Below are 21860 nucleotides of genomic sequence, written 5' to 3' on the forward strand. Positions count from 1 at the left end.
CGTCAGGCCTTCGCCAGTTCCGGGTCCGCCTGGGCAGGGATGCCCGGCACGGGCAGCGGGCGCTCGCGCATGCTCAGGGCGAGCCGCAGGACCGCGATCCACATCAGCGAGGAGCCGAGCATGTGGGCGGCGACCAGGAGCTCGGGGACGCCCGTGAAGTACTGGACGTAGCCGATGCCGCCCTGCGCCACGAGGACGATCAGCAGGTCGCGGGCGCGGGCCCTCGTGTCGTCCGGGGCGTCGACCACGCGCAGGACCAGCCACATCGCGAGGGCGAGGGCGCAGACGATCCAGGCGGCGACGGCGTGGACGTGGGCGGCGTTCGTCCAGTCCCACGGCATGCGCGGGACGTCGCTGCTGTCACCGGCGTGCTTGCCGGCGCCGGTCACCGTCGTGCCGAGCACGATCAGCAGGGCGGAGACGATCGTGATCGCCCAGGACAGCTTGCGGACCGGGCGCGGCACGCGCGGGCGGGGGGCGGTGTCGCCCTCGCCGGTGCGGTGCCAGGTGATGACGGCGACCGTGAGCAGGGAGTTCGCGGCGATGAAGTGGCCGGCCACCGTCCACGGGTTGAGGCCCATCCACACCGTGATGCCGCCGATGACGGCGTTGCTCATCACGATCCAGAACTGGGCCCAGCCGAGCCGGGTGAGCCCGCGGCGCCACGGCTTGGTGGAGCGGGCGGCGACGATCGCCCAGCCGACCGCCGCCGACAGCACGTACGTCAGCATCCGGTTGCCGAACTCGATCGCGCCGCGGTAGCCCTGCTCGGGCGTCACGATGAGGCTGTCGTCCGTGCACTTCGGCCAGGTGTCGCAGCCGAGACCGGAACCGGTCAGCCGGACCGCGCCGCCCGTGACGATGATGAGCACGCTCATCACGACGGCTGCGAGCGCGGCGCGCCGGAGCGTCCGGGGGGACGGGGTCCAGCGCTGGGCGATGGAGGCGAGGGGGGTCTGCACGGGCCCTATCGTAGGGCGGCGCTTGTGCGCGCTTTCACGAGGGGGGCGTATATGGCGGAACGGAACCTTACGGTTACTCCCAGCGGAAGAACCTCGCCGCCGCACCGAGGCCCAGGACCGCCCAGACGGCCAGGACGAACGCGTCGCCCCACGGCATCGACGCCCCGTTCTGGAGGACGTCGCGCAGGCCGTCGGAGAGCGCGGAGATCGGGAGCAGGGCGAGCACGTCGCCCGCGGCGCCGAACTTCTCCAGCGGGACGATGACCCCGCCGCCGACCAGGAGCAGCAGGAAGACCAGGTTCGCGGCGGCCAGGGTGGCCTCGGCCTTCAGGGTGCCGGCCATGAGCAGGCCGAGTCCGGAGAAGGCGGCCGTGCCGAGGACCAGGAGCAGCAGGACCGACAGGGGGTTGCCCTGCGGGGACCAGCCGAGCGCCAGGGCGATCGCCGTCAGGAGTGCGACCTGGAGGACCTCCGTCACCAGGACGGAGAGCGTCTTCGCGGTCATGAGCGCCCAGCGGGGGAGCGGTGAGGCGCCGAGCCGCTTGAGCACGCCGTACCGCCGCTCGAAACCGGTGGCGATGGCCTGGCCGGTGAAGGCGGTGGACATCACGGCCAGTGCGAGGACGCCGGGGGCGAGGAAGTCGACGGCCTTGCCGGCGCCCGTGTCGACGATGTCGACCTTGGAGAACAGGACCAGGAGCAGCGAGGGGATGATCACCGTCAGCAGCAGCTGCTCGCCGTTGCGCAGCAGCATCCTGGTCTCCAGGGCGGTCTGCGCGGTGATCATCCGCCCGACGGGGGCGGCCCCCGGCTTCGGGGAGTAGGTACCGGTGCTCACGACCTCAGCTCCTTGCCGGTCAGCTCCAGGCTGTGCTTGCCCGGGGGACGACCCCCGGACCTCCGGCAGGGCATGGTGGCGCCCGACTTCATGACCTCAGCTCCTTGCCGGTCAGCTCAAGAAAAACGTCTTCGAGGGTGTGGCGCTCGACGGCGATGCCGTCCGGCATGACGCCGTGCTGGGCGCACCAGGTGGTGACCGTGGCGAGCAGCTGCGGGTCGACGGTGCCGGTGATCCGGTACGTGCCGGGGAGGGGCTCCGCGGCGGCCGAGCCGTCCGGCAGCGCCTTGAGCAGGGAGCCGAGGTCGAGGCCGGGGCGGCCGGTGAAGCGCAGGGTGTTCTCGGCGCCGCCGCGGCAGAGCTCCTCGGGGCTGCCCTGGGCGGCGACCCGGCCGCCGTCGACGATGGCGACGTCGTCGGCGAGCTCCTCGGCCTCGTGCATGAAGTGGGTGGTGAGGACCACGGTCACGCCGTCGGCGCGCAGCTCGCGGACCAGGTCCCAGGTGGCGCGGCGGGCCTGCGGGTCGAGTCCGGCGGTGGGCTCGTCGAGGAAGACGAGCTCCGGGCGGCCGACGACGGCCATGGCGAGCGCGAGGCGCTGCTGCTGGCCGCCGGAGAGGCGCCGGTAGGTGGTGCGGCCGCAGGAGCCGAGGCCGAGTCGCTCGATCAGGGCGTCGACGTCCAGGGGGTGGGCGTGCAGCTTGGCCATGTGGCGGAGCATCTCGTCGGCGCGGGCGCCGGAGTAGACGCCGCCGGACTGGAGCATCACGCCGATCCTGGGGCGCAGGGCGGCGGCGTCGGCGACCGGGTCGAGGCCGAGGACGCGGACGGTGCCGGCGTCGGGCCTGCGGTAGCCCTCGCAGGTCTCGATGGTGGTGGTCTTGCCGGCCCCGTTGGGGCCGAGGACGGCGGTGACGGTGCCCGCGCGCACGTCGAGGTCGAGGCCGTCGACGGCGGTCTTTGCGCCGTACCGCTTGACCAGGCCGCGGACGCGGACGGCGGCGTCGGCGGATTCACTCGGTGAGGGCTTCCCGTGCATGCCGGGAAGTCTAAGGACCCGCCGGTACGGGACGGGCCGCGCCCCCGGCGGGGGTGCCCGGGGCGGCGCCGGATGAGCGGCCGCGGACGGGGCAGGGGATCCGTATGACGGTCTTCGTGGGCACCTCGGGGTGGCAGTACAAGGACTGGCGGGGCACGTTCTATCCCGAGGGCGTGCCGCAGCGGCTCTGGCTGGAGGAGTACGCGCGCCGGTTCGCCACCGTGGAGAACAACAGCGCCTTCTACGGGCTGCCCGAGCGCGACACCTTCGCCACCTGGCGGAAGCGGACGCCCGAGGGCTTCGTGATGGCGGTCAAGGCGAACCGCCGGCTGACGCACGTCGAGCGGCTGCGGGAGCCGGAGGGGATGGTGGCGCAGCTGATGGAGCGGGCGGAGGGGCTCGGGGACCGGCTCGGGCCGGTGCTGCTCCAGTTCCCGCCGTCGCTGCGGGCCGACCCCGGGCTGCTCGACGTGGTCCTCGGCTGTTTCCCGGCGGGGGTGCGGGTCGCCGTCGAGCCTCGGCACGCCTCGTGGTGGACGGACCGGACCGAGGCGGTGCTGGTGGAGCGGGGTGCCGCGCTCTGCTGGGCGGACCGGCGGTCGAGACCGGTGACGCCGCTGTGGCGGACGGCGGACTGGTGCTATCTGCGGCTGCACGAGGGCCGGGCCCGGCCCTGGCCCGCGTACGGCCGCCGGGCGCTGGAGGGGTGGGCCGGGCGGATCGTCGAGGGCTGGCCGGAGGGGGCCGACGCCTACGTCTATTTCAACAACGATCCGGGCGTGGAGGCGGTCCGTGACGCGGCCTCCTTCCGGCGCCTGATGAGCGAGGCGGGCCGGAGGGTGGCCGTGCCGGCCGAGGGCCGGGAAACCGCTGGTCGGGGCGGTCGTGATTCATCCCACGAATGATCGTTTCCGCAGGCCAGGTAAGCCTTACCTGAGTGACGCACGACATCGTCGCCGGTCAGGGCGCCGCTTGTCACTCCCCGATTAATTACGCAACAATGGCGTTGTGAAAAACGTTGGCGCGGCTCCGGTGGAGGAACTCGCGACCCGAGAGCGTTCGACGCGCAACCGGGTCGCGCGGTCGATCCTGGACCACGGTCCCTCGACCGTCGCCGACCTCGCCGGGCGGCTCGGCCTCACCCAGGCCGCCGTCCGCCGCCACCTCGACTCGCTGGTCGCCGAGAACGTCGTCGAAGCCCGCGAGCAGCGCGTCTACGGGACCCGGTCCCGCGGTCGCCCCGCGAAGGTCTTCGCGCTCACCGACTGCGGCCGGGACGCCTTCGACCAGTCGTACGACTCCCTCGCCGTCGAGGCGCTCCGCTGGATCGAGCGCAACGCCGGAGGGGAGGCGGCCGTCGCCGCCTTCGCCCGCGACCGGATCGAGGCCCAGGCCGGGGCGTACCGTGAGGCGGTCGAGTCGGCCGAGCCCGAGCAGCGGACCGAGGCGCTGGCCAAGGCCCTCACGGCGGACGGGTACGCTGCCACTGCGCGGAACGCGCCGGTCGGCGAGCAGCTCTGCCAGCACCACTGCCCGGTAGCCCACGTCGCCGAGCAGTACCCACAGCTGTGCGAGGCGGAGACGGAGTTCTTCTCCCGCCTCCTGGGAACGCACGTCCAGCGTCTGGCCACCATCGCGCATGGTGACGGCGTCTGCACCACGTTCATCCCGCACGGCGCCCCACAGACCACCGAATCAGCATCCGCAAGCACGGCCGGGAGGAACCCCGCATGACCACCGAGATCAGCCACCCCGAGCTCGAGGGCCTGGGTCGGTACGAGTACGGCTGGGCCGACTCCGACGCGGCCGGTGCCGCCGCCAAGCGCGGTCTCAACGAGGACGTCGTCCGCGACATCTCCTCGAAGAAGAACGAGCCCGAGTGGATGCTCAAGCTGCGTCTCAAGGGTCTGCGCCTCTTCGACAAGAAGCCCATGCCGACCTGGGGCTCCGACCTGTCGGGCATCGACTTCGACAACATCAAGTACTTCGTGCGGTCCACCGAGAAGCAGGCCGAGTCCTGGGAGGACCTGCCGGAGGACATCAAGAACACGTACGACAAGCTCGGCATCCCGGAGGCGGAGAAGCAGCGCCTCGTCGCCGGTGTCGCCGCCCAGTACGAGTCCGAGGTCGTCTACCACCAGATCCGCGAGGACCTGGAGGAGCAGGGCGTCATCTTCGTCGACACCGACACCGCGCTGAAGGAGCACGAGGAGCTCTTCAAGGAGTACTTCGGCACCGTCATCCCGGTCGGCGACAACAAGTTCGCCTCCCTGAACACGGCCGTCTGGTCCGGCGGCTCGTTCATCTACGTGCCGAAGGGCGTGCACGTCGAGATCCCGCTCCAGGCCTACTTCCGCATCAACACGGAGAACATGGGCCAGTTCGAGCGGACGCTGATCATCGTCGACGAGGACGCCTACGTCCACTACGTCGAGGGCTGCACCGCCCCGATCTACTCCTCGGACTCGCTGCACAGCGCCGTCGTCGAGATCATCGTGAAGAAGGGCGGCCGCTGCCGCTACACGACGATCCAGAACTGGTCGAACAACGTCTACAACCTGGTGACCAAGCGCGCCGTCGCCTACGAGGGCGCCACCATGGAGTGGGTCGACGGCAACATCGGCTCCAAGGTCACCATGAAGTACCCGGCCGTCTACCTCATGGGCGAGCACGCCAAGGGCGAGACCCTGTCCATCGCCTTCGCGGGCGAGGGCCAGCACCAGGACGCCGGCGCCAAGATGGTCCACATGGCCCCGAACACCTCCTCCAACATCGTCTCCAAGTCGGTGGCGCGAGGCGGCGGCCGCACCTCCTACCGCGGTCTCATCGAGATCGGCGAGGGTGCCCCGGGCGCCAAGTCCAACGTCCTCTGCGACGCGCTGCTCGTCGACACGATCTCCCGCTCCGACACGTACCCCTACGTGGACGTGCGCGAGGACGACGTCTCCATGGGCCACGAGGCCACCGTCTCCAAGGTCTCCGAGGACCAGCTCTTCTACCTGATGAGCCGCGGCCTCACCGAGTTCGAGGCCATGGCGATGATCGTCCGCGGCTTCGTCGAGCCCATCGCCAAGGAGCTCCCCATGGAGTACGCCCTGGAGCTCAACCGGCTGATCGAGCTGCAGATGGAAGGCGCGGTGGGCTAGAGCGCCCCGCAGACCAGGCAAACGACCCGGGCTCAGTCGCTGAGCCCCGCGAGTCCGCCGCACGACGGCAGGTTCCCGGCCGGCGCCGCGAGGCGCCCGGCCGGACCGGCCCACCGCACGGGGCGGGCCCGTAAGACGAGGCAGGAAGAGAGCAAGACGACAGCCATGGCTGAGGCTCAGAACATCCCGGCGGGCTCCACCACCGCCGGCTCGATCGCGGTGGCCGCCGAGTCCACCGTCGCCACGCGCATGAGCGCGCCCCCGTCCTTCGACGTCGCGGACTTCCCCGTCCCGCACGGCCGCGAGGAGGAGTGGCGGTTCACCCCGCTGGCGCGACTGCGCGGCCTCCACGACGGCACCGCCGTCGCCTCCGGCGAGGGCGTCAAGGTCGAGGTCGAGGCCCCCGAGGGCGTCACCGTGGAGACCGTCGGCCGCGACGACGAGCGCCTCGGCAAGGCCGGCACGCCCGTCGACCGCGTCGCCGCCCAGGCGTACTCCTCCTTCGAGAAGGCCGGCGTCATCACCGTCGCCAAGGAGGCGGTGCTCACCGAGCCGATCCGCATCTCCGTGCACGGCCAGGGCGGCGTCGCCTTCGGCCACCAGGTGATCGAGCTCGGCGCCTTCGCCGAGGCCGTCGTGGTCCTCGACCACACCGGTGACGCCGTGCTCGCCGCCAACGTGGACTACGTCCTCGGCGACGGCGCCAAGCTGACCGTCGTCTCCGTCCAGGACTGGGACGAGAACGCCGTCCACGTCGCCCAGCACAACGCGCTGGTCGGCCGCGACGCCTCCTTCAAGTCGGTCGTCGTCACCTTCGGCGGCGACGTCGTCCGCATCCACCCGCGCGTGCGGTACGCGGCCCCCGGCGGCGAGGCCGAGCTCTTCGGCCTCTACTTCACCGACGCCGGCCAGCACCAGGAGCACCGCCTCCTGGTCGACCACAACACCCCGCACTGCAAGTCCAACGTGGCCTACAAGGGCGCGCTGCAGGGCCAGGACGCGCACGCCGTCTGGATCGGCGACGTGCTCATCCGGGCCGCGGCCGAGGGCACCGACACGTACGAGCTCAACCGGAACCTGGTCCTCACGGACGGCGCCCGGGTCGACTCCGTGCCGAACCTGGAGATCGAGACCGGCGAGATCGCCGGCGCCGGTCACGCCTCGGCCACCGGCCGCTTCGACGACGAGCAGCTCTTCTACCTGATGGCCCGCGGCATCCCGGAGGCCGAGGCCCGCCGCCTCGTCGTCCGCGGCTTCTTCGCGGAGCTCGTCCAGCAGATCGGTCTGCCGGACGTCCAGGAGCGCCTCCTCGCCAAGATCGAGGCCGAGCTGGAGGCCTCCGTCTGATGGCCTTCGTCCGAGTCTGCGCGCTGAGCGAGCTGGAGGCCGACACCCCGAAGCGGGTCGAGGTCGACGGCACGCCGGTGTCGGTCGTCAGCACCGAGGGCGAGGTGTTCGCGATCAACGACATCTGCTCGCACGCGAACGTCTCCCTCTCCGAGGGCGAGGTCGAGGACTGCGCGATCGAGTGCTGGCTGCACGGCTCCAGCTTCGACCTGCGCACCGGCAAGCCCTCCGGCCTTCCCGCGACGCGCCCCGTCCCCGTATACCCCGTCAAGATCGAAGGGGACGATGTGCTCGTCTCCGTCACCCAGGAGTCCTGAGTCACCCATGGCTACGCTTGAAATCCACGACCTGCACGTCTCCGTCGAGGCGGAGAACGGCCCCCGCGAGATCCTCAAGGGCGTCGACCTGACCATCAAGCAGGGCGAGACGCACGCCGTCATGGGCCCCAACGGCTCCGGCAAGTCGACCCTGGCGTACTCCCTCGCCGGTCACCCGAAGTACACCGTCACCGGCGGCACCGTCACCCTCGACGGTGAGGACGTCCTGGAGATGTCGGTCGACGAGCGCGCCCGCGCCGGCGTCTTCCTCGCCATGCAGTACCCGGTCGAGGTCCCCGGCGTCTCGGTCTCCAACTTCCTGCGCACCTCCGCCACCGCCGTCCGCGGCGAGGCGCCCAAGCTGCGCACCTGGGTGAAGGAGGTCAAGTCCGCGATGGAGCAGCTCCAGATGGACCCGGCCTTCGCCGAGCGCAACGTGAACGAGGGCTTCTCCGGCGGCGAGAAGAAGCGCCACGAGATCCTCCAGCTGGAGCTTCTCAAGCCGAAGATCGCGATCCTCGACGAGACCGACTCCGGCCTCGACGTCGACGCCCTGCGCATCGTCTCCGAGGGCGTCAACCGCGTCCGCGAGACCGGTGAGGTCGGCACCCTGCTGATCACCCACTACACGCGCATCCTGCGCTACATCAAGCCCGACTTCGTGCACGTGTTCGCGAACGGCCGCATCGTCGAGTCCGGCGGCGCCGAGCTCGCCGACCAGCTGGAGAACGAGGGCTACGACAAGTACGTGAAGGGTGGCGCATCCGCGTGACTTCCGCCCATCAGGGGCTGACCGGCCTCCTCGACACCGAGGCGATCCGCAAGGACTTCCCGCTCCTGGATCGCGTGGTCCACGACGGCAAGAAGATCGTGTACCTCGACTCCGCGGCGACCTCGCAGAAGCCGCGGCAGGTCCTCGACGCGCTCAACCAGTACTACGAGCGTCACAACGCCAACGTCCACCGCGGCGTCTACACGGTCGCCGAGGAGGCGACGGCGCTGTACGAGGGCGCCCGTGACAAGATCGCGGCCTTCATCAACGCGCCGAGCCGCGACGAGGTGATCTTCACCAAGAACGCCTCCGAGTCGCTCAACCTCGTGGCCAACATGCTGGGCTGGGCCGACGAGCCCTACCGCGTGGACCACGAGACCGAGATCGCGATCACGGAGATGGAGCACCACTCCAACATCGTGCCGTGGCAGCTGCTCTCGCAGCGCACGGGCGCGAAGCTGAAGTGGTTCGGCCTCACCGACGACGGCCGTCTCGACCTCTCGAACATCGAGGAGGTCATCACCGAGAAGACCAAGATCGTCTCGTTCACGCTGGTCTCGAACCTGCTGGGCACGATCAACCCGGTGGAGACGATCATCCGTCGTGCCCAGGAGGTCGGTGCGCTCGTCTGCATCGACGCCTCCCAGGCGGCCCCGCACATGGTCCTGGACGTGCAGGCGCTCCAGGCCGACTTCGTGGCCTTCACCGGCCACAAGATGTGCGGCCCGACCGGCATCGGCGTGCTGTGGGGACGGCAGGAGCTCCTGGAGGACCTCCCGCCCTTCCTCGGCGGCGGCGAGATGATCGAGACCGTCTCGATGCACTCCTCGACGTACGCGCCGGCCCCGCACAAGTTCGAGGCGGGTACGCCCCCGATCGCCCAGGCCGTCGGCCTCGGCGCGGCCGTGGACTACCTGTCGGCGATCGGCATGGAGAACATCGCGCGCCACGAGCACGCGATCACCGAGTACGCCGTCCGGCGCCTCCAGGAGGTTCCCGACCTGCGGATCATCGGCCCCACCACGGCCGAGGACCGCGGCGCGGCGATCTCCTTCACCCTGGGCGACATCCACCCGCACGACGTGGGCCAGGTCCTCGACGAGCAGGGCATCGCGGTCCGGGTCGGCCACCACTGCGCGCGGCCGGTCTGCCTGCGGTACGGAATTCCTGCGACCACGCGGGCGTCGTTCTATCTGTACTCCACCCCGGCCGAGGTCGACGCCCTGGTCGAGGGTCTGGAGCACGTCCGGAACTTCTTCGGCTAGGGGACACCTCGTGAAGCTGGATTCGATGTACCAGGACGTCATCCTGGACCACTACAAGCACCCGCACGGGCGCGGTCTTCGGGACGGCGACGCCGAGGTGCACCACGTCAACCCGACGTGCGGCGACGAGATCACGCTCCGCGTGAAGTACGACGGCTCGCGCATCGAGGACGTGTCGTACGAGGGCCAGGGCTGCTCCATCAGCCAGGCCTCGGCGTCCGTCCTCAACGAGCTGCTCGTCGGCAAGGAGCTGGCCGAGGCGCAGAAGATCCAGGGCACCTTCCTGGAGCTGATGCAGTCCAAGGGCCAGATCGAGCCGGACGACGCGATGGAGGAGGTCCTGGAGGACGCGGTCGCGTTCGCCGGGGTCTCCAAGTACCCGGCCCGTGTGAAGTGCGCGCTGCTCAGCTGGATGGCGTGGAAGGACGCGACCGCCCAGGCGCTGGGTGACGCGGAGAGGAAGTCGGCATGACCGAGAACGCCGAGGCCACGATGAAGCCGGCCTCCGAGGAAGAAGTCCGTGAGGCGCTGTACGACGTCGTCGACCCCGAGCTGGGCATCGACGTCGTCAACCTGGGCCTGATCTACGGCATCCACATCGACGACTCGAACGTCGCGACGCTGGACATGACCCTGACGTCGGCGGCCTGTCCGCTGACCGATGTGATCGAGGACCAGGCGAAGTCCGCGACGGACGGCATCGTCAGCGAGCTGAAGATCAACTGGGTCTGGATGCCCCCGTGGGGCCCGGACAAGATCACGGACGACGGCCGCGAGCAGCTCCGCGCGCTCGGCTTCAACGTCTGATCGCAGGTGTACGTGAGAACGGCCGCGCCCTTCGGGGCGCGGCCGTTCCGCGTGTCTAGCGGCCGTTCCGCGTGTCTAGAGGAGTCCGGCCGCGCGGGCCAGCTCCGGGGCCAGGTTCTCCTTGCGGATGCGCTGGTCGACGTAGAGCAGACCGGTGACGACCGGCGGGAAGAGCGAGACGACCGCCTGGACGACCATCTGGCCGACGACCAGGAAGCCGACGAGGGTCGCGAGGGAGGCGATCAGGGCGCCCCGGTCGTCCCCGGAGTAGTCGGTGGCCGAGAGCGGGACCGAGACGAGGAGCGAGAGCGCCTGCTGGATCAGCCCGCTCACCAGGGAGGCCATCAGACCGGCCGCGAGCAGGCAGCCGAACACGCGCCACCACGAGCCGCGGACCAGGGACGAGGAGCGGCGCATCGAGGCGAAGGCGCCCTGCCCCTCCATCACGGCCGCCGCCGGGGCCAGGCTGAACTTCACCCAGATCCACAGCGCGAGCGGGGCGATGAGCAGGGCCGCGCCGATGGCGACCAGGGGGACGAGCAGCAGGCCGGTCACCGGGGTGCCCGTCGATTCGTCCGCGGCCACGAGCAGCGCCGTGACCATCCAGACGAAGGCCACGGCGAACAGCGCCAGCGGGACCACCAGGGCGAGGCCCGTCAGCACCACCGTGCCCAGGACGGCCGGCATCCGGGACCAGGAGCGGCGCCAGACCGCGCGGAAGGTCGTGGGCCGGCCGAGGACCGCCTCCTGGACCACGGCCGGGCAGGCCGCCGCCACCACGGTGTTCGCGCAGACCATCGCCACCACGGCGACGAGCCAGACGCAGACGAAGGCGATGATCACCGGCCGGATGTCGTCCCACCGCGGGTCCTGGCCGTCGGGCAGGTCGAACACCTCGGGCAGGAGGTCGCCGACGGCGGCGTACGCGATGCCGAGCGCCGCCCCGACGACCAGGAGCGCGCCGCCGTAAGCGGCCCCCGTCACCCCGAGCAACTGCTTCCAGTGGCGGCCGATGGTCGAGAAGGCGCCGGACAGGATCGTGCCGAAGCCGAGCGGCGCCAGGGGTATCACGCCGGGTTGCGGCGGCGGGGGCGGCGGCGGATAGCCGTAGCCGTACGGCGGACCCGGCGGGCCTGGGGGATACGTCATGCGGGACACCGTATCGGTGGCTGACATGTACACCCGTACGCGCTGCTGTGTACGCTCGTACACATGGGTTACGGACTGCTCGCGGGCGCCATCGCCGCGGAGATATTCGCCACCACCTCGATGAAGTACAGCGAGGGCTTCAGCAGGCTCTGGCCCTCCCTCCTCACCGGCGTCGGCTACCTCGTCTCCTTCGCGCTCCTCGCCCAGGCGCTCAAGACGCTCCAGATCGGCACCGCCTACGCCATCTGGTCCGGAGTCGGCACCGCCGTCGTCGCCCTCATCGGCTACCTCCTCCTCGGTGAGAGCCTGAGCGCCGCCAAGATCGCCGGAATCGCCCTGATCATCGCCGGCGTCGTCGTCCTCAACCTCGGCGGCGCGCACTGATGGCCCGCACCCGCAGACACGACCCCGACCGGCGCGAGCGGATCGTCGACGCCGCCCTCGCCGTCGTCGGCCGCGCCGGGATCGCCGGCCTCAGCCACCGCACGGTGGCCGCCGAGGCCGACGTGCCGCTCGGCTCCACCACGTACCACTTCGCCTCCCTCGACGAACTCCTCGTCGCCGCGCTCCACCGGGTCAACGGCACCTTCGGCACCCGCCTCCGGCAGGGACCCGAGATCACCGCGCCCGACCTGGCCGCCGGCCTGGCCGCACTCATGGGGGAGTGGCTGTCCGCCGAGCGCACCGGGGTGGAGCTGGAGTACGAGCTCTACCTCGCCGCCCTGCGCCGCCCCGCCCTGCGCCCCGTCGCCGCCGAGTGGGCCGACGAGGTCGTCTCCGCCCTCGCCCCGCGCACGGGACCCGTCACCGCCCGCGCCCTGGTCGCCCTCATGGACGGCATCAGCCTCCAGGTGCTGCTCACCGGCGTCCCGTACGACGAGGGGTACGCCCGGGAGATGCTGGCCCGGATCCTGAACGAAGACCCGAAACGGCAGGCCGGGACCTCGTCGGAACCGCCCACGCGGCCGACCGACACCTGAGACCGGTTGGCCCGCGCCGGGGCCCGCCCGTTAGGTTTTCCGTCATGACCACTGCTCCTCGCACCACCGGCGCCGTCGCCGCCGGCCTCGCCACCATCGCCGGCGACGGCACCGTCCTCGACACCTGGTTCCCCGCCCCCGAGCTGACCGACGCCCCCGGCGCCGCCGGCACCGAGCGCCTCAGCCCCGACGAGGCCGTCAACGCCCTCGGCGAAGGCGCCGCCAAGGCCCTCGGCGTCGACGCCCGCCGCGGCGTCGAGGTGGTCGCCGTCCGCACCGTCATCGCCTCGCTCGACGAGAAGCCGCTCGACGCCCACGACGCCTACCTGCGCCTCCACCTGCTGAGCCACCGGCTGGTCAAGCCGCACGGCCAGAGCCTGGACGGCGTCTTCGGCCTGCTCGCCAACGTCGCCTGGACCTCGCTCGGCCCGGTCGCCGTCGACGACATCGAGAAGGTCCGGCTCAACGCCCGCGCCGAGGGCCTGCACCTCCAGGTCACCTCGATCGACAAGTTCCCGCGCATGACCGACTACGTCGTGCCCGCCGGCGTCCGGATCGCCGACGCCGACCGCGTCCGCCTCGGCGCCCACCTCGCCGCCGGCACCACCGTCATGCACGAGGGCTTCGTCAACTTCAACGCCGGCACCCTCGGCACCTCCATGGTCGAGGGCCGCATCTCCGCCGGCGTCGTCGTCGGCAACGGCTCCGACATCGGCGGCGGCGCCTCCACCATGGGCACCCTCTCCGGCGGCGGCAACGTCGTCATCTCGATCGGTGAGCGCTGCCTCATCGGCGCCGAGGCGGGCGTCGGCATCGCGCTGGGCGACGAGGTCGTCGTCGAGGCCGGTCTGTACGTCACCGCCGGCACCCGGGTCACCATGCCCGACGGCCAGGTCGTCAAGGCCCGCGAGCTCTCCGGCGCCTCGAACATCCTCTTCCGCCGCAACTCGGTCACCGGCGCCGTCGAGGCCCGCCCGAACAACGCGGTCTGGGGCGGGCTGAACGACATCCTGCACAGCCACAACTGATCAGGCGTCCACCAGCGCCCCGTGCGCCGCGCGCAGCCCGTCGGCCGTCTCCCGGCCGGCGGGCTGCAGCGGTTCGCGCACCGGTCCGCCGAGGAGCGCCTTCGCGGTCACCGTGCCCGGCAGGCCCGAGGCCATCATCAGCTCGACCAGCGGCAGGGTCGCGGCGTTGAGGCGGGCCGCGCCCGCGGTGTCGCCCGCGTCGAAGGCGTCCAGGACCGCGCGCATCTGACGCGGCGCCACGTTCGCCACCGTACTGACGTATCCGGCGCCGCCCACCGCGTACAGCGGCAGGTTCAGCTCCTCGCTGCCCGAGTAGTACGCGAGCCCCGTCTCCGCGATCAGCCGGGCCGAGCCGAGCAGGTCGTACGAGCAGTCCTTGACCGCCACGATCCGCGGGTGCCGGGCGAGCCGCCGCATCGTCGCGGGCTCGACCCGCGTGCCGGTGCGGCCCGGGATGTCGTAGACCATCACCGGCAGCCCGGTCGCGTCCGCGACCTTCAGGAAGTGCGTCTCGACGGCCTCCTGCGGGGGACGGCTGTAGTACGGGGTGACGACGAGCAGCCCGTCCGCCCCCGCCCCCTCGGCCTGCCGCGCCAGCTCCGCGGTGTGCCGGGTGTCGGCGGTGCCCACCCCCGCCAGGACCGAGGGACCGGGGCCGACGGCCGCGCGGACGGCGCGGACCAGCGCGGACTTCTCGGCGTCGGTGGTGGTCGGGGACTCGCCCGTCGTGCCGTTGAGGACCAGGCCGTCGCAGCCCTCCGCGACGAGCCGGGCGGCGAGGTCCCCCGCCGCGTCCAGGTCCAGGGCGCCGTCGGCGGTGAACGGGGTGACCATCGCGCACAGGGCGCGCCCGAAGGGGCGTTCAGTGTTCATTCGAGAAGTCTGTGCGCCCATGACCGTGAAGGTCTACTTAGATCTTCTTGCTTCGAGAATTCAGCTTCCGTGAATGATGGCCGTCCGGCACGACCTGCTCGGCTAGGGCCTGTCTTTCGGATCAGGCCTTAGAGGGCCAGTTTGAAGCCGTCGTGGCTGCGCGCGAAGCCCAGCCGGGCGTAGAAGCGGTGGGCGTCCGTCCGCTGCTTGTTGCTGGTCAGCTGGACGAGCGCGCAGCCGCGCTCCTTCGCCCGCGCGACGGCCCGCACCATCAGCTCCCGGCCGAGCCCGCCGCCGCGCCGGTCGGCCCTGATCCGGACCGCCTCGATCAGGGCCCGCTCGGCGCCGCCCTTGCCGAGGCCGGGGATGTACGTGGCCTGCAGGCAGCCCAGGACGAGGTCGTCGTCCACCAGGACGAGCATCTCGTTGCGGGGGTCGGCCTCGATGTCCGCGAAGGCCCGCTCGTACGCCTCGGTGACGGCCATCGACGCGGGGTCCACGACCCGGTCCTCGTCGGCGAGCAGGGCGAGGACGGCGGGCAGTTCGGCGCGGGTGGCGGGGCGAAGGATCATGCCGCACAGTCTCCCACGGCGAACACCCTTGACCTCAAGCATGGTTGAGGGAGGAGGGTCGGGCCATCCGAACCGAGCAGGCAGCAGGAGGAGACCTTCCATGAACGCCGTCGCACGCCCCGATGCCCGTCCCGACCTCCACCGGCCCGGAATCGGCGCCGTCCTCATCAGCACCTGGAGGGTCGGCACCCCCGAGCGTCAGCGCGCCGCCGTCGAGGCCGTCCGGAAGGCCTGGGAGAGCCGCGCCTGGCCGGACCTCGGCCTGCTCTCGTACAGCGTCGCCGTCGGGACCGACGGGGACACGCTGCTGCACTACTCGCAGTGGACCGAGGAGCAGGCCTACGAGGACTTCGTCCGCACCCACCGCGACGACCGGAACGCCGAGATCGACGCCGCCGTGCCCGGCATCGAGCGGGTGGAGCTCCGCCGGTACGCGCCGATCCACCGGTCCGCCGTCCGCGGCGGGACGGGTACGGGGGAACTGCCCGGGGTCGTCGTGGTCGTCGAGGCCGACTTCGACGGGTCCGTCGCGGGGTGCCGGGAGGCCTGGGTGGACAGCGTGTTCGCCGCCCTGGACGAGGACGCGGCGACGGGGCGTGCGACCGGCGGGTTCGGCGCCCACTTCCATCTGTCCACCGACGGCGTCCGGGTCCTGAACTACGCCGAGTGGGAGAGCGAGCAGGCCCATGAGGAGTGGCTCGCGGACGACGCCGGGCAGAGCGAGGCCTGGAAGCGGGTGCATGACCACCCGGAGCTCGTGGGCGGCCGGGTGATGCGGTACACGCCCGCGCTCAGTCTGAGCGCGGGCGTGTGACGGGGCGGTTCGTCAGGGGCGGAAGCGCAGGACCTGCGGGTCGTGGTCGCTGTCCTGGTCGGCGAACTCGGCGTTGATGTGCACGCTGTCGTACTCGAAGTGGTGCACGCCCGGGCTGGTCAGGATCTGGTCGAGGACCTGGCTGTTGCCCTGGTAGACGTACGAGTAGCGCTCGCTCTCCGGCAGCGACAGCATCGCCGGGTGGAGCGCGCCGCCGTCCGTCATCGCCTGCGTGGTGCCGGAGAACTCGAAGTCGTTCATGTCGCCGACCACGAGAACGTCAGCCTGCTTGTCGACGGCCTCGATGTCCTTGACGAAGGCGTTGACGGCCTGCGCCTGGAGCAGTCGCTTGGCGTCGGAGGAACGGTTCGGCGGCTGGTGGTGGGAGACGATCGACTCGTCCCCGCCCTTCGAGCTGAGGTGGTTCGCGACCACGATCACCGTGCGGCCGCGGAAGCGGAACTCGCCGGCGAGCGGCTTGCGGCTGCTCTCCCAGGCGGTGTTCGCCGGGTCGATGCGGCCGGGGGAGACGGTGAGGTGGGCGTCGCCCTTCTCGCCGGTGACCGCGACCGGAGTGGTGGCGTCGCCGCCCGCACGGTCCACGAAGGAGACCCGCGCGGGGTTGAAGAGGAAGACCTGACGGATGTTGCCGCCGGGCTCGCCGCCGTCCTTGCCGTCCTGCGGGTCGATCGAGCGCCACTCGTACGCCGGGCCGCCGGCCGCCACGATCGCGTCGGTGAACTTCTTCACCGTCCGGTCGGCGGCGACGGTGCCGTCGTTCTTGGCGCCGTTGTTGTCCTGGATCTCCTCCAGGGCGACGACGTCGGGCGAGGAGAGGTTCTCGACGACCGCCTTCGCGAGCGCGTCGAACTTCTCCTGCGGGTCGGTCGGGTCGAGGTTCTCGACGTTGTACGTGGCGACCGCGAGCTCGTTCTTGTGCTGGCGGTCCGTCACCTCGCGCTCCAGGCCGCCGTCCACGCGCTCGCCCAGCGTGCGGGCCACCAGCGTGTAGCCGCCGTACTGGTTGAAGTCGAGGGGGCCCTCGGTGGTGCCGCCCAGCCAGTCGCCGACGTTCGCCTTGGGGAAGGGCTGCTGGGAGACCGGGGCGAGCTGCTGGATCTGGAGCCGGCCGGTGTTCTGGGACTCGTACGAGCCGTAGACCGTGCCGCCGCGCTCGTTGTCGTTCTCCCAGGGCTTCACCGTCACCCAGAGCTCGGAGTACGGGTCGGTGGCGCCGACCACGCGCGAGGAGCCGATCTCGACGTTCATGCCCTCCAGGGACTCGTAGTAGTCCAGGGCGTACGTCTCGGGGTCCAGGGTCAGGCCGTTGATCGAGCCGCCCGCGGCGGGGTCGCCCTCGGGGGCGTACTCCTCGGGGACCGACTCGTCCGAGATCGTCACCGGGGCCGGGACCGGGTTGCCCTTCGAGAGGACCGTGACGACCGGCTTCGAGATCTGGGTCATCGACTGGTTGCCCGAGGTCAGGCCGCCGGGGACGTACTCGGTGACCGTGCCGTTGAGGCGGACCGCGTCGCCGACGGCGACGGTCGGGGCGGAGCTCGTGAAGACGAAGACGCCCTCGCTGGTGGCCGGGTCCGCGTCGGCTTCCGGATCCTGGATCCAGAATCCACGGGAGCCGTAGGTGCGGACGCCGGTGACGACGCCCGTGACGCCGGTGACCTGCTTGCCGACGAGGGGGGAGACGCGCGTCGTGCCCTGGATGTCGTGGATACGGACGCCGGCGGAGCCGTCCGCGGCGGCGGCCTCCGCGACGGTGCTCTCCGCGGCCGCGCTCGACGGACCCGCGAGCAGGCCGGCGGCGAGGGCGGAGGCGACGACGGCGGAGACCGCGGCGAATCTCGGTATGGACGAAGACATCAAGAGGCTCCGAAGGTGCTTGGAGGATCGGCAGATGAATCTACGCGCGTCAATCTCTTGTGAGAGGGAGGCACTTGTCAAGAGTCGACGGGGTGTACGAAGGCTGACGGCTCCGTGAACCGACGGACGAGGTCCCGGATGCGTCTACCCTGAGGAGCTTGTCGAGCCCCTTTCGACTCCACCCACGCACGCGTCGAGGAGACCCCCCACATGTCAGCGGAGCACCCCACTCTTCCCCCCGTTCGGCTGCGTGCGGACGCGGAGCTGGCGCGGGACGCCCTGGCCGCCCCCCTCCTCGCCCAGGCCGTACGGCTCGCCCGCTGGGCCGGCCCCGACACCCGGGTCGACGCGGGCGGCGAGCTCGTCGACGAGCAACTCCCCGAGGCCGCCGAGGTCCTGGGCCTCGGCGACGACGAGGACGGCGAGACCTGGGCCGGCGACGCCTGGCGGCTCGCCGTCGACACCGGGCTCGTCGCCGTCGAGGACGGCGAGGAGGGCGAGGACGCCGACCTCCCCGGCAAGGCCGGGCCCGGCGAGAACCTCGCGCTGGTCACGGGCGGTTCGCCCCAGGACGTCCTCGGCCTCTGGCTGGACGGCTTCGACGCCGTCTTCGCCGACGCCGTCGCCCCCGTCCTCGACGACCTGGACGCGCTCGTCGGCGAGGACGGCGAGATCGACTTCGACGCGCTCGACTGGGACCCCGAGGCGGAGGCCGACTTCCTGGAGGGCGTCCTCGGCAACCTCTACCTGCTGACCGTCAGCGAGGGCGGCGCCGGCGAAGGCCCCGTACCGCTGCCCGCGCTCGCCGCGTCGATGGTCGTCCCCGACGACATGGGCGAGCCCACCGACGACGTCCTGGAGCAGGTCTCGGACGCGATGATGCGGCTCGACGAGCAGTTCCGGCTGCTCGAACCGATCGGGCTCGTCGAGTACCAGCCCGTCGACGAGGCCCTCATGGCCGAGGAGGGCGAGGAGCCCGCGCCGCCCGTCGACGACGAGGACGTCACCCGCTACGGCATGGTCCGGCTCACCCCGCTCGGGCTCTACGGCGTCCGCGCCCGGATGCTGGAGGCCGGTGTCGACGCGCCCGCCGTCGGCGACCTGACGGAGAAGGGCGCCGACGCGCTCCTCACCGGGATCGCCGGCTACCCGGAGTCCGCGGCCCGCGAGGAGACCGCCGCGTGGCTGGCCGGGCGCGACGCGCTCGACGCGGCCCGCGAGCTGCTGCACGCCGCCCGGGGCGCCGACGCCGGCTCCCCGCTCCGCCGCCTCCACTGCCAGCAGACGCTCTCCCTCGTGGGCGCCGAGGCCGAGCCGGCCGTCCGGGAGGTCCTGGACGACGCGGAGCTCGGCGGCCTCGCCCGGGTCTGGCTCGCGGAGCGCGGCGCGGCGGACGTGCCCGCGCCGCCGGAGTCGATGATCTTCTGGCTGGCCATCGACACGATCGCGGCCCAGCTCGACTCGGACGGGGACCTGGAGGAGCTCCAGGAGCTCATCGAGGGCCTCACCGGCCGCCACAGCGGCTTCTTCGAGGCGGCCTGGCGCGTGGAGCACCCGGCGACGGCGGAGGTCCTGGAGGCGATGGGCCGCCTCCACCGCGACAAGACGGCGGCGAAGGACGCCCGCAAGGCGGCCTTCAAGGCGAGGTCGCGCTCGGGGTCCTGAGGCCGGGGCGCTGCCACCGGGGGCCCACGGGCCCCCGGGAGGCCCGCTTCGGGAAGGGGTGTCCGTACGGGCCCGAGGCGGAGGGCGCGTTCCGCGCGGCACCGCGCCCGGTGGTGTTCCCGTGGTGTTCAGGCGGAGTTCGCGGGCGCGCGGGAGGGTGGCCCGCGAGATCAGGCCACCACAGGGAGACGCCACCACCATGCCGTTGAACCGCAGAGAGTTCGCCAAGCAGTCCGCCGCCGCCGGTGCGGGGCTCGCCCTCACCGGTGTCGTCGGGGCGCTCGCCACCGCGCCCGAGGCGCTCGCCTCCGACGAGCCGGAGGCGTACGGGGCGGGCCACCGTCACGAGCCCGCGCTCGGGTACGGCCCGCTGGTCGCCGACCCCGACGGGATGCTCGCGCTGCCCGAGGGCTTCTCGTACCGGGTCATCACCCACAGCGGTGAGACCCGCCTCGAGTCCGGCGAGTTCACCCCCTCCAACCACGACGGCACCGCCGCCTTCGACGGGCCGCGCGGCACCACGTACCTGGTCAACAACCACGAGCTCAAGGGTCCCCGCGCCTCGTGGCCCCACCCCGTCCCGCTCGCCGAGGGCCTCGTCTACGACCCGGCCGCGGCCGGCGGCTGCACCGTCGTCGAGGTGCACCGCGACGGCACCGTCGCCGAGTGGGTCGGCCTCGCCGGCACCTCCACCAACTGCGCGGGCGGCCGCACCGCCTGGGGCACCTGGCTGACCGGCGAGGAGACCGAGGACCTGGCCGGCAAGAACGGCATGACCAAGGACCACGGCTACATCTTCGAGGTCGACCCGCACGACCGCCGTGCCAACCTCGCCCCGAAGCCGGTCAAGGCCTTCGGCCGGTACGCCCACGAGGCCGTCGTCGTCGACCCCAAGCGCGGCCACGCCTACCTCACCGAGGACGCCTCCGGCCCCAACGGGCTGCTCTACCGCTGGGTGCCGCCGCAGGACTTCGAGCACGGCCGCGGCCGGCTCCGCGCCCTCGCCGACGACGCCGGTGAGCTCCAGGCCTTCAAGTGCATCGACTCCTCGGGCCGCTTCGTGGACGACCTGTCCCGCGCCACCCGGATCGGCACCGTCTACGGCGTCGACTGGATCGACGTCCCCGACCGCGACGCCCGCACCACCTCCGTCCGCAAGCAGTTCACGGACGGCCAGGTCACCCGTGCCCGCAAGCTGGAGGGCATGTGGTGGGGCGACGGCGGCACGTACATCGTCTCCTCCTACGCGCGCGAGGAGAGCCCCGGCGCCGCGCACGACGGCCAGATCTGGTTCTACGACCCGAAGCGCCGCACCCTCACCCTCAAGGTGCTCCTCGGCGTGAACGCCACCCCGGACGAGGACGGCGCCTTCGACGGCCCCGACAACATCACCGTCTCCCCGTACGGCGGTCTCGTCATCGCCGAGGACGGCGAGGGCGTCCAGCACCTCTTCGGCGCGACCGACTCCGGCCGCACCTACCCCATCGCCCGCAACGACCTCAACGACAGCGAGTTCACCGGCGTGACGTTCTCGCCCGACGGCGACACGCTGTTCGCCAACATCCAGACCCCGGGCATCATGGTCGCGATCACCGGTCCCTGGCGCCGCCAGCCCCGTCGTTGAGGCTTGAACTGATCCCTGGTCAGGTCCATGGACCGACATCTAACATGTCAGTCCATGGACGCACTGCGGCCCGTGGGCCGGACCCTGTTGCGTGACCGGGCCTACGAGGCGCTGCGCGAGGCCATCGTGCGCGGCGACCTCGCCCCCGGCGCCCCGCTGAAGGACGCCGATCTCGCCGAACGGCTCGGGCTCTCGCGCGCACCCGTGCGCGAGGCCCTGGCCCGGCTCGGCGCCGAGGGGCTCGTCGAGTCCAAGCCGCAGAGCTACACCCGGGTCACCCGGCCGGTCAGCCGGGTCGTCCGGGACGCCGCCTCGGTGGTGCGGGTGATGCACGAGCTCGCCGCCAGGACCGGGGTGCCGCTGCTCGGCCCCGAGGGCATCCGCACCATGCGCGAGGCCAACGAGCGCTTCGCGGCGGCCGTCCGGGCCTCCGACGTGGAGGCCGCGCTCGACGCCGACGACGAGCTCCACCAGGTCCTCGTCGTCGCCAGCGGCAACCACGCCGCCGCCGCGACGATCGCGCGCTACACCCCCCTGATCCGCCGCGTCGAGCGGCGGCTCTTCGGCGACGCCGGGAGCTGCGGATCGGCCGAACTGCACGCCCGGCTCATCGAGGCGTGCGCGGCGGGGGACGCGGAGGAGGCGGTGCGGGTCACCACGGAGATCTGGGCCGCGCTCGAACAGCTCGCGGACGACGCCATCGAGGTGGCCGAGGTCACGGGCATCTGCGCGACGCCGGCCCCGGGGGCCACCCCCTAGGGCCCCAGCGCGTCCAGGACAGTCG

The 21860-nt window shown here is 71.8% G+C and carries 23 protein-coding genes; 16 read left to right on the top strand and 7 right to left on the bottom strand.

All coding sequences use genetic code 11. The annotated features are described in order from the left end of the window. Positions 1–2 precede the first annotated feature (2 nt). The 3 genes from ACFYX3_RS07350 to ACFYX3_RS07360 all read right to left on the bottom strand — a co-directional run bounded on the left by ACFYX3_RS07350 (position 3) and on the right by ACFYX3_RS07360 (position 2839). A complete protein-coding gene (locus ACFYX3_RS07350; protein WP_376586461.1) occupies positions 3–971 on the bottom strand; it encodes a heme A synthase in 969 nt (322 codons plus the stop codon). 64 nt (positions 972–1035) lie between these two features. Beyond that, positions 1036–1800 (bottom strand): ABC transporter permease, encoded by a 765-nt coding sequence (locus ACFYX3_RS07355; protein WP_389009156.1) that lies wholly within the window; start codon positions 1798–1800, stop codon positions 1036–1038. An 88-nt stretch (positions 1801–1888) separates the two neighbouring features. Then, positions 1889–2839 carry an ABC transporter ATP-binding protein gene (locus ACFYX3_RS07360; RefSeq protein ID WP_376586406.1) on the bottom strand — a complete coding sequence of 317 codons (951 nt, stop codon included), beginning with the start codon at positions 2837–2839 and terminating at the stop codon, positions 1889–1891. A 104-nt stretch (positions 2840–2943) separates the two neighbouring features. On the opposite strand from ACFYX3_RS07360, the gene ACFYX3_RS07365 reads away from it, so the two are divergent. The 9 genes from ACFYX3_RS07365 (at position 2944) to ACFYX3_RS07405 (ending at position 10493) form a co-directional block, all read left to right on the top strand. After that, on the top strand, positions 2944–3744 hold the full coding sequence (locus ACFYX3_RS07365; protein ID WP_389009160.1) for a DUF72 domain-containing protein: 801 nt from the start codon (positions 2944–2946) through the stop codon (positions 3742–3744). Between the two features lie 103 nt (positions 3745–3847). After that, positions 3848–4573, top strand: coding sequence for a helix-turn-helix transcriptional regulator (locus tag ACFYX3_RS07370; RefSeq protein WP_389009163.1), 726 nt, complete (start codon positions 3848–3850; stop codon positions 4571–4573). After that, the gene (gene sufB, locus ACFYX3_RS07375; protein ID WP_352025133.1) at positions 4570–5985 is read left to right on the top strand and encodes a Fe-S cluster assembly protein SufB; all 1416 of its coding nucleotides are present in this window, start codon (positions 4570–4572) and stop codon (positions 5983–5985) included. The genes ACFYX3_RS07370 and sufB overlap by 4 nt, the downstream gene beginning before the upstream one ends. 165 nt (positions 5986–6150) lie before the next feature. Further along, on the top strand, positions 6151–7332 hold the full coding sequence (sufD, locus tag ACFYX3_RS07380) for a Fe-S cluster assembly protein SufD (RefSeq protein WP_389009167.1): 1182 nt from the start codon (positions 6151–6153) through the stop codon (positions 7330–7332). Beyond that, entirely contained in the window at positions 7332–7649 is a 318-nt protein-coding gene (locus tag ACFYX3_RS07385) for a bifunctional 3-phenylpropionate/cinnamic acid dioxygenase ferredoxin subunit (protein ID WP_376441240.1), read from the top strand. Before sufD ends, ACFYX3_RS07385 begins: the two co-directional genes overlap by 1 nt. A gap of 7 nt (positions 7650–7656) precedes the next feature. Further along, positions 7657–8421: a Fe-S cluster assembly ATPase SufC gene (sufC, locus tag ACFYX3_RS07390; RefSeq protein ID WP_041128637.1), complete on the top strand. Its 765-nt coding sequence runs from the start codon at positions 7657–7659 to the stop codon at positions 8419–8421. Further along, the gene (locus ACFYX3_RS07395; protein WP_116161625.1) at positions 8418–9686 is read left to right on the top strand and encodes a cysteine desulfurase; all 1269 of its coding nucleotides are present in this window, start codon (positions 8418–8420) and stop codon (positions 9684–9686) included. Before sufC ends, ACFYX3_RS07395 begins: the two co-directional genes overlap by 4 nt. A 10-nt stretch (positions 9687–9696) precedes the next feature. Beyond that, positions 9697–10158 (top strand): Fe-S cluster assembly sulfur transfer protein SufU, encoded by a 462-nt coding sequence (gene sufU / locus ACFYX3_RS07400; RefSeq protein ID WP_041128635.1) that lies wholly within the window; start codon positions 9697–9699, stop codon positions 10156–10158. After that, entirely contained in the window at positions 10155–10493 is a 339-nt protein-coding gene (locus ACFYX3_RS07405; RefSeq protein ID WP_030205917.1) for a metal-sulfur cluster assembly factor, read from the top strand. Before sufU ends, ACFYX3_RS07405 begins: the two co-directional genes overlap by 4 nt. Positions 10494–10568: 75 nt before the next feature. Here the strand turns inward: ACFYX3_RS07405 and ACFYX3_RS07410 are convergent, their stop codons facing one another. Next, positions 10569–11642 carry an oxidoreductase gene (locus ACFYX3_RS07410; protein ID WP_389009174.1) on the bottom strand — a complete coding sequence of 358 codons (1074 nt, stop codon included), beginning with the start codon at positions 11640–11642 and terminating at the stop codon, positions 10569–10571. A gap of 63 nt (positions 11643–11705) precedes the next feature. On the opposite strand from ACFYX3_RS07410, the gene ACFYX3_RS07415 reads away from it, so the two are divergent. The 3 genes from ACFYX3_RS07415 to dapD are packed head-to-tail and all read left to right on the top strand — an operon-like array spanning position 11706 to position 13650. Beyond that, positions 11706–12026, top strand: coding sequence for a DMT family transporter (locus ACFYX3_RS07415; protein ID WP_382651389.1), 321 nt, complete (start codon positions 11706–11708; stop codon positions 12024–12026). Next, positions 12026–12622: a TetR/AcrR family transcriptional regulator gene (locus tag ACFYX3_RS07420; RefSeq protein ID WP_389009178.1), complete on the top strand. Its 597-nt coding sequence runs from the start codon at positions 12026–12028 to the stop codon at positions 12620–12622. The genes ACFYX3_RS07415 and ACFYX3_RS07420 overlap by 1 nt, the downstream gene beginning before the upstream one ends. Before the next feature lie 44 nt (positions 12623–12666). Continuing rightward, positions 12667–13650 carry a 2,3,4,5-tetrahydropyridine-2,6-dicarboxylate N-succinyltransferase gene (gene dapD, locus ACFYX3_RS07425; RefSeq protein WP_389009181.1) on the top strand — a complete coding sequence of 328 codons (984 nt, stop codon included), beginning with the start codon at positions 12667–12669 and terminating at the stop codon, positions 13648–13650. On the opposite strand, the gene dapA is transcribed toward dapD, so the two are convergent. Together dapA and ACFYX3_RS07435 are read right to left on the bottom strand one after the other, a co-directional pair. Further along, positions 13651–14523: a 4-hydroxy-tetrahydrodipicolinate synthase gene (gene dapA / locus ACFYX3_RS07430; protein WP_389009184.1), complete on the bottom strand. Its 873-nt coding sequence runs from the start codon at positions 14521–14523 to the stop codon at positions 13651–13653. Between the two features lie 128 nt (positions 14524–14651). Further along, complete coding sequence (locus tag ACFYX3_RS07435; protein WP_389009187.1) at positions 14652–15095, bottom strand: GNAT family N-acetyltransferase; 444 nt, start codon at positions 15093–15095, stop codon at positions 14652–14654. A 100-nt stretch (positions 15096–15195) separates the two neighbouring features. Between ACFYX3_RS07435 and ACFYX3_RS07440 the strand changes: the two genes are divergently transcribed. Further along, positions 15196–15909 (top strand): antibiotic biosynthesis monooxygenase, encoded by a 714-nt coding sequence (locus ACFYX3_RS07440; protein WP_389009190.1) that lies wholly within the window; start codon positions 15196–15198, stop codon positions 15907–15909. A 12-nt stretch (positions 15910–15921) separates the two neighbouring features. Here the strand turns inward: ACFYX3_RS07440 and ACFYX3_RS07445 are convergent, their stop codons facing one another. Beyond that, complete coding sequence (locus tag ACFYX3_RS07445) at positions 15922–17787, bottom strand: endonuclease/exonuclease/phosphatase family protein (RefSeq protein WP_389009193.1); 1866 nt, start codon at positions 17785–17787, stop codon at positions 15922–15924. 210 nt (positions 17788–17997) lie between these two features. On the opposite strand from ACFYX3_RS07445, the gene ACFYX3_RS07450 reads away from it, so the two are divergent. The 3 genes from ACFYX3_RS07450 (at position 17998) to ACFYX3_RS07460 (ending at position 21835) form a co-directional block, all read left to right on the top strand. After that, positions 17998–19452 carry a hypothetical protein gene (locus ACFYX3_RS07450; protein WP_389009196.1) on the top strand — a complete coding sequence of 485 codons (1455 nt, stop codon included), beginning with the start codon at positions 17998–18000 and terminating at the stop codon, positions 19450–19452. Between the two features lie 199 nt (positions 19453–19651). After that, a complete protein-coding gene (locus tag ACFYX3_RS07455) occupies positions 19652–21076 on the top strand; it encodes an alkaline phosphatase PhoX (protein WP_389009199.1) in 1425 nt (474 codons plus the stop codon). A 54-nt stretch (positions 21077–21130) separates the two neighbouring features. After that, positions 21131–21835 (top strand): GntR family transcriptional regulator, encoded by a 705-nt coding sequence (locus tag ACFYX3_RS07460; protein WP_376586367.1) that lies wholly within the window; start codon positions 21131–21133, stop codon positions 21833–21835. Positions 21836–21860: the final 25 nt, after the last annotated feature.

This window comes from Streptomyces sp. NPDC002463 (genome assembly GCF_042889835.1).
GTDB lineage: Bacteria > Actinomycetota > Actinomycetes > Streptomycetales > Streptomycetaceae > Streptomyces > Streptomyces nymphaeiformis.

Coding starts and splice junctions, on each gene's coding strand:
- ACFYX3_RS07360 (WP_376586406.1), bottom strand. CDS start 2,839: ATGCACGGGAAGCCCTCACCGAGTGAATCCGCCGACGCCGCCGTCCGC.
- ACFYX3_RS07365 (WP_389009160.1), top strand. CDS start 2,944: ATGACGGTCTTCGTGGGCACCTCGGGGTGGCAGTACAAGGACTGGCGG.
- sufB (WP_352025133.1), top strand. CDS start 4,570: ATGACCACCGAGATCAGCCACCCCGAGCTCGAGGGCCTGGGTCGGTAC.
- sufD (WP_389009167.1), top strand. CDS start 6,151: ATGGCTGAGGCTCAGAACATCCCGGCGGGCTCCACCACCGCCGGCTCG.
- ACFYX3_RS07385 (WP_376441240.1), top strand. CDS start 7,332: ATGGCCTTCGTCCGAGTCTGCGCGCTGAGCGAGCTGGAGGCCGACACC.
- sufC (WP_041128637.1), top strand. CDS start 7,657: ATGGCTACGCTTGAAATCCACGACCTGCACGTCTCCGTCGAGGCGGAG.
- ACFYX3_RS07405 (WP_030205917.1), top strand. CDS start 10,155: ATGACCGAGAACGCCGAGGCCACGATGAAGCCGGCCTCCGAGGAAGAA.
- ACFYX3_RS07410 (WP_389009174.1), bottom strand. CDS start 11,642: ATGACGTATCCCCCAGGCCCGCCGGGTCCGCCGTACGGCTACGGCTAT.
- ACFYX3_RS07415 (WP_382651389.1), top strand. CDS start 11,706: ATGGGTTACGGACTGCTCGCGGGCGCCATCGCCGCGGAGATATTCGCC.
- ACFYX3_RS07420 (WP_389009178.1), top strand. CDS start 12,026: ATGGCCCGCACCCGCAGACACGACCCCGACCGGCGCGAGCGGATCGTC.
- dapD (WP_389009181.1), top strand. CDS start 12,667: ATGACCACTGCTCCTCGCACCACCGGCGCCGTCGCCGCCGGCCTCGCC.
- dapA (WP_389009184.1), bottom strand. CDS start 14,523: ATGAACACTGAACGCCCCTTCGGGCGCGCCCTGTGCGCGATGGTCACC.
- ACFYX3_RS07435 (WP_389009187.1), bottom strand. CDS start 15,095: ATGATCCTTCGCCCCGCCACCCGCGCCGAACTGCCCGCCGTCCTCGCC.
- ACFYX3_RS07440 (WP_389009190.1), top strand. CDS start 15,196: ATGAACGCCGTCGCACGCCCCGATGCCCGTCCCGACCTCCACCGGCCC.
- ACFYX3_RS07445 (WP_389009193.1), bottom strand. CDS start 17,787: ATGTCTTCGTCCATACCGAGATTCGCCGCGGTCTCCGCCGTCGTCGCC.
- ACFYX3_RS07450 (WP_389009196.1), top strand. CDS start 17,998: ATGTCAGCGGAGCACCCCACTCTTCCCCCCGTTCGGCTGCGTGCGGAC.
- ACFYX3_RS07455 (WP_389009199.1), top strand. CDS start 19,652: ATGCCGTTGAACCGCAGAGAGTTCGCCAAGCAGTCCGCCGCCGCCGGT.
- ACFYX3_RS07460 (WP_376586367.1), top strand. CDS start 21,131: ATGGACGCACTGCGGCCCGTGGGCCGGACCCTGTTGCGTGACCGGGCC.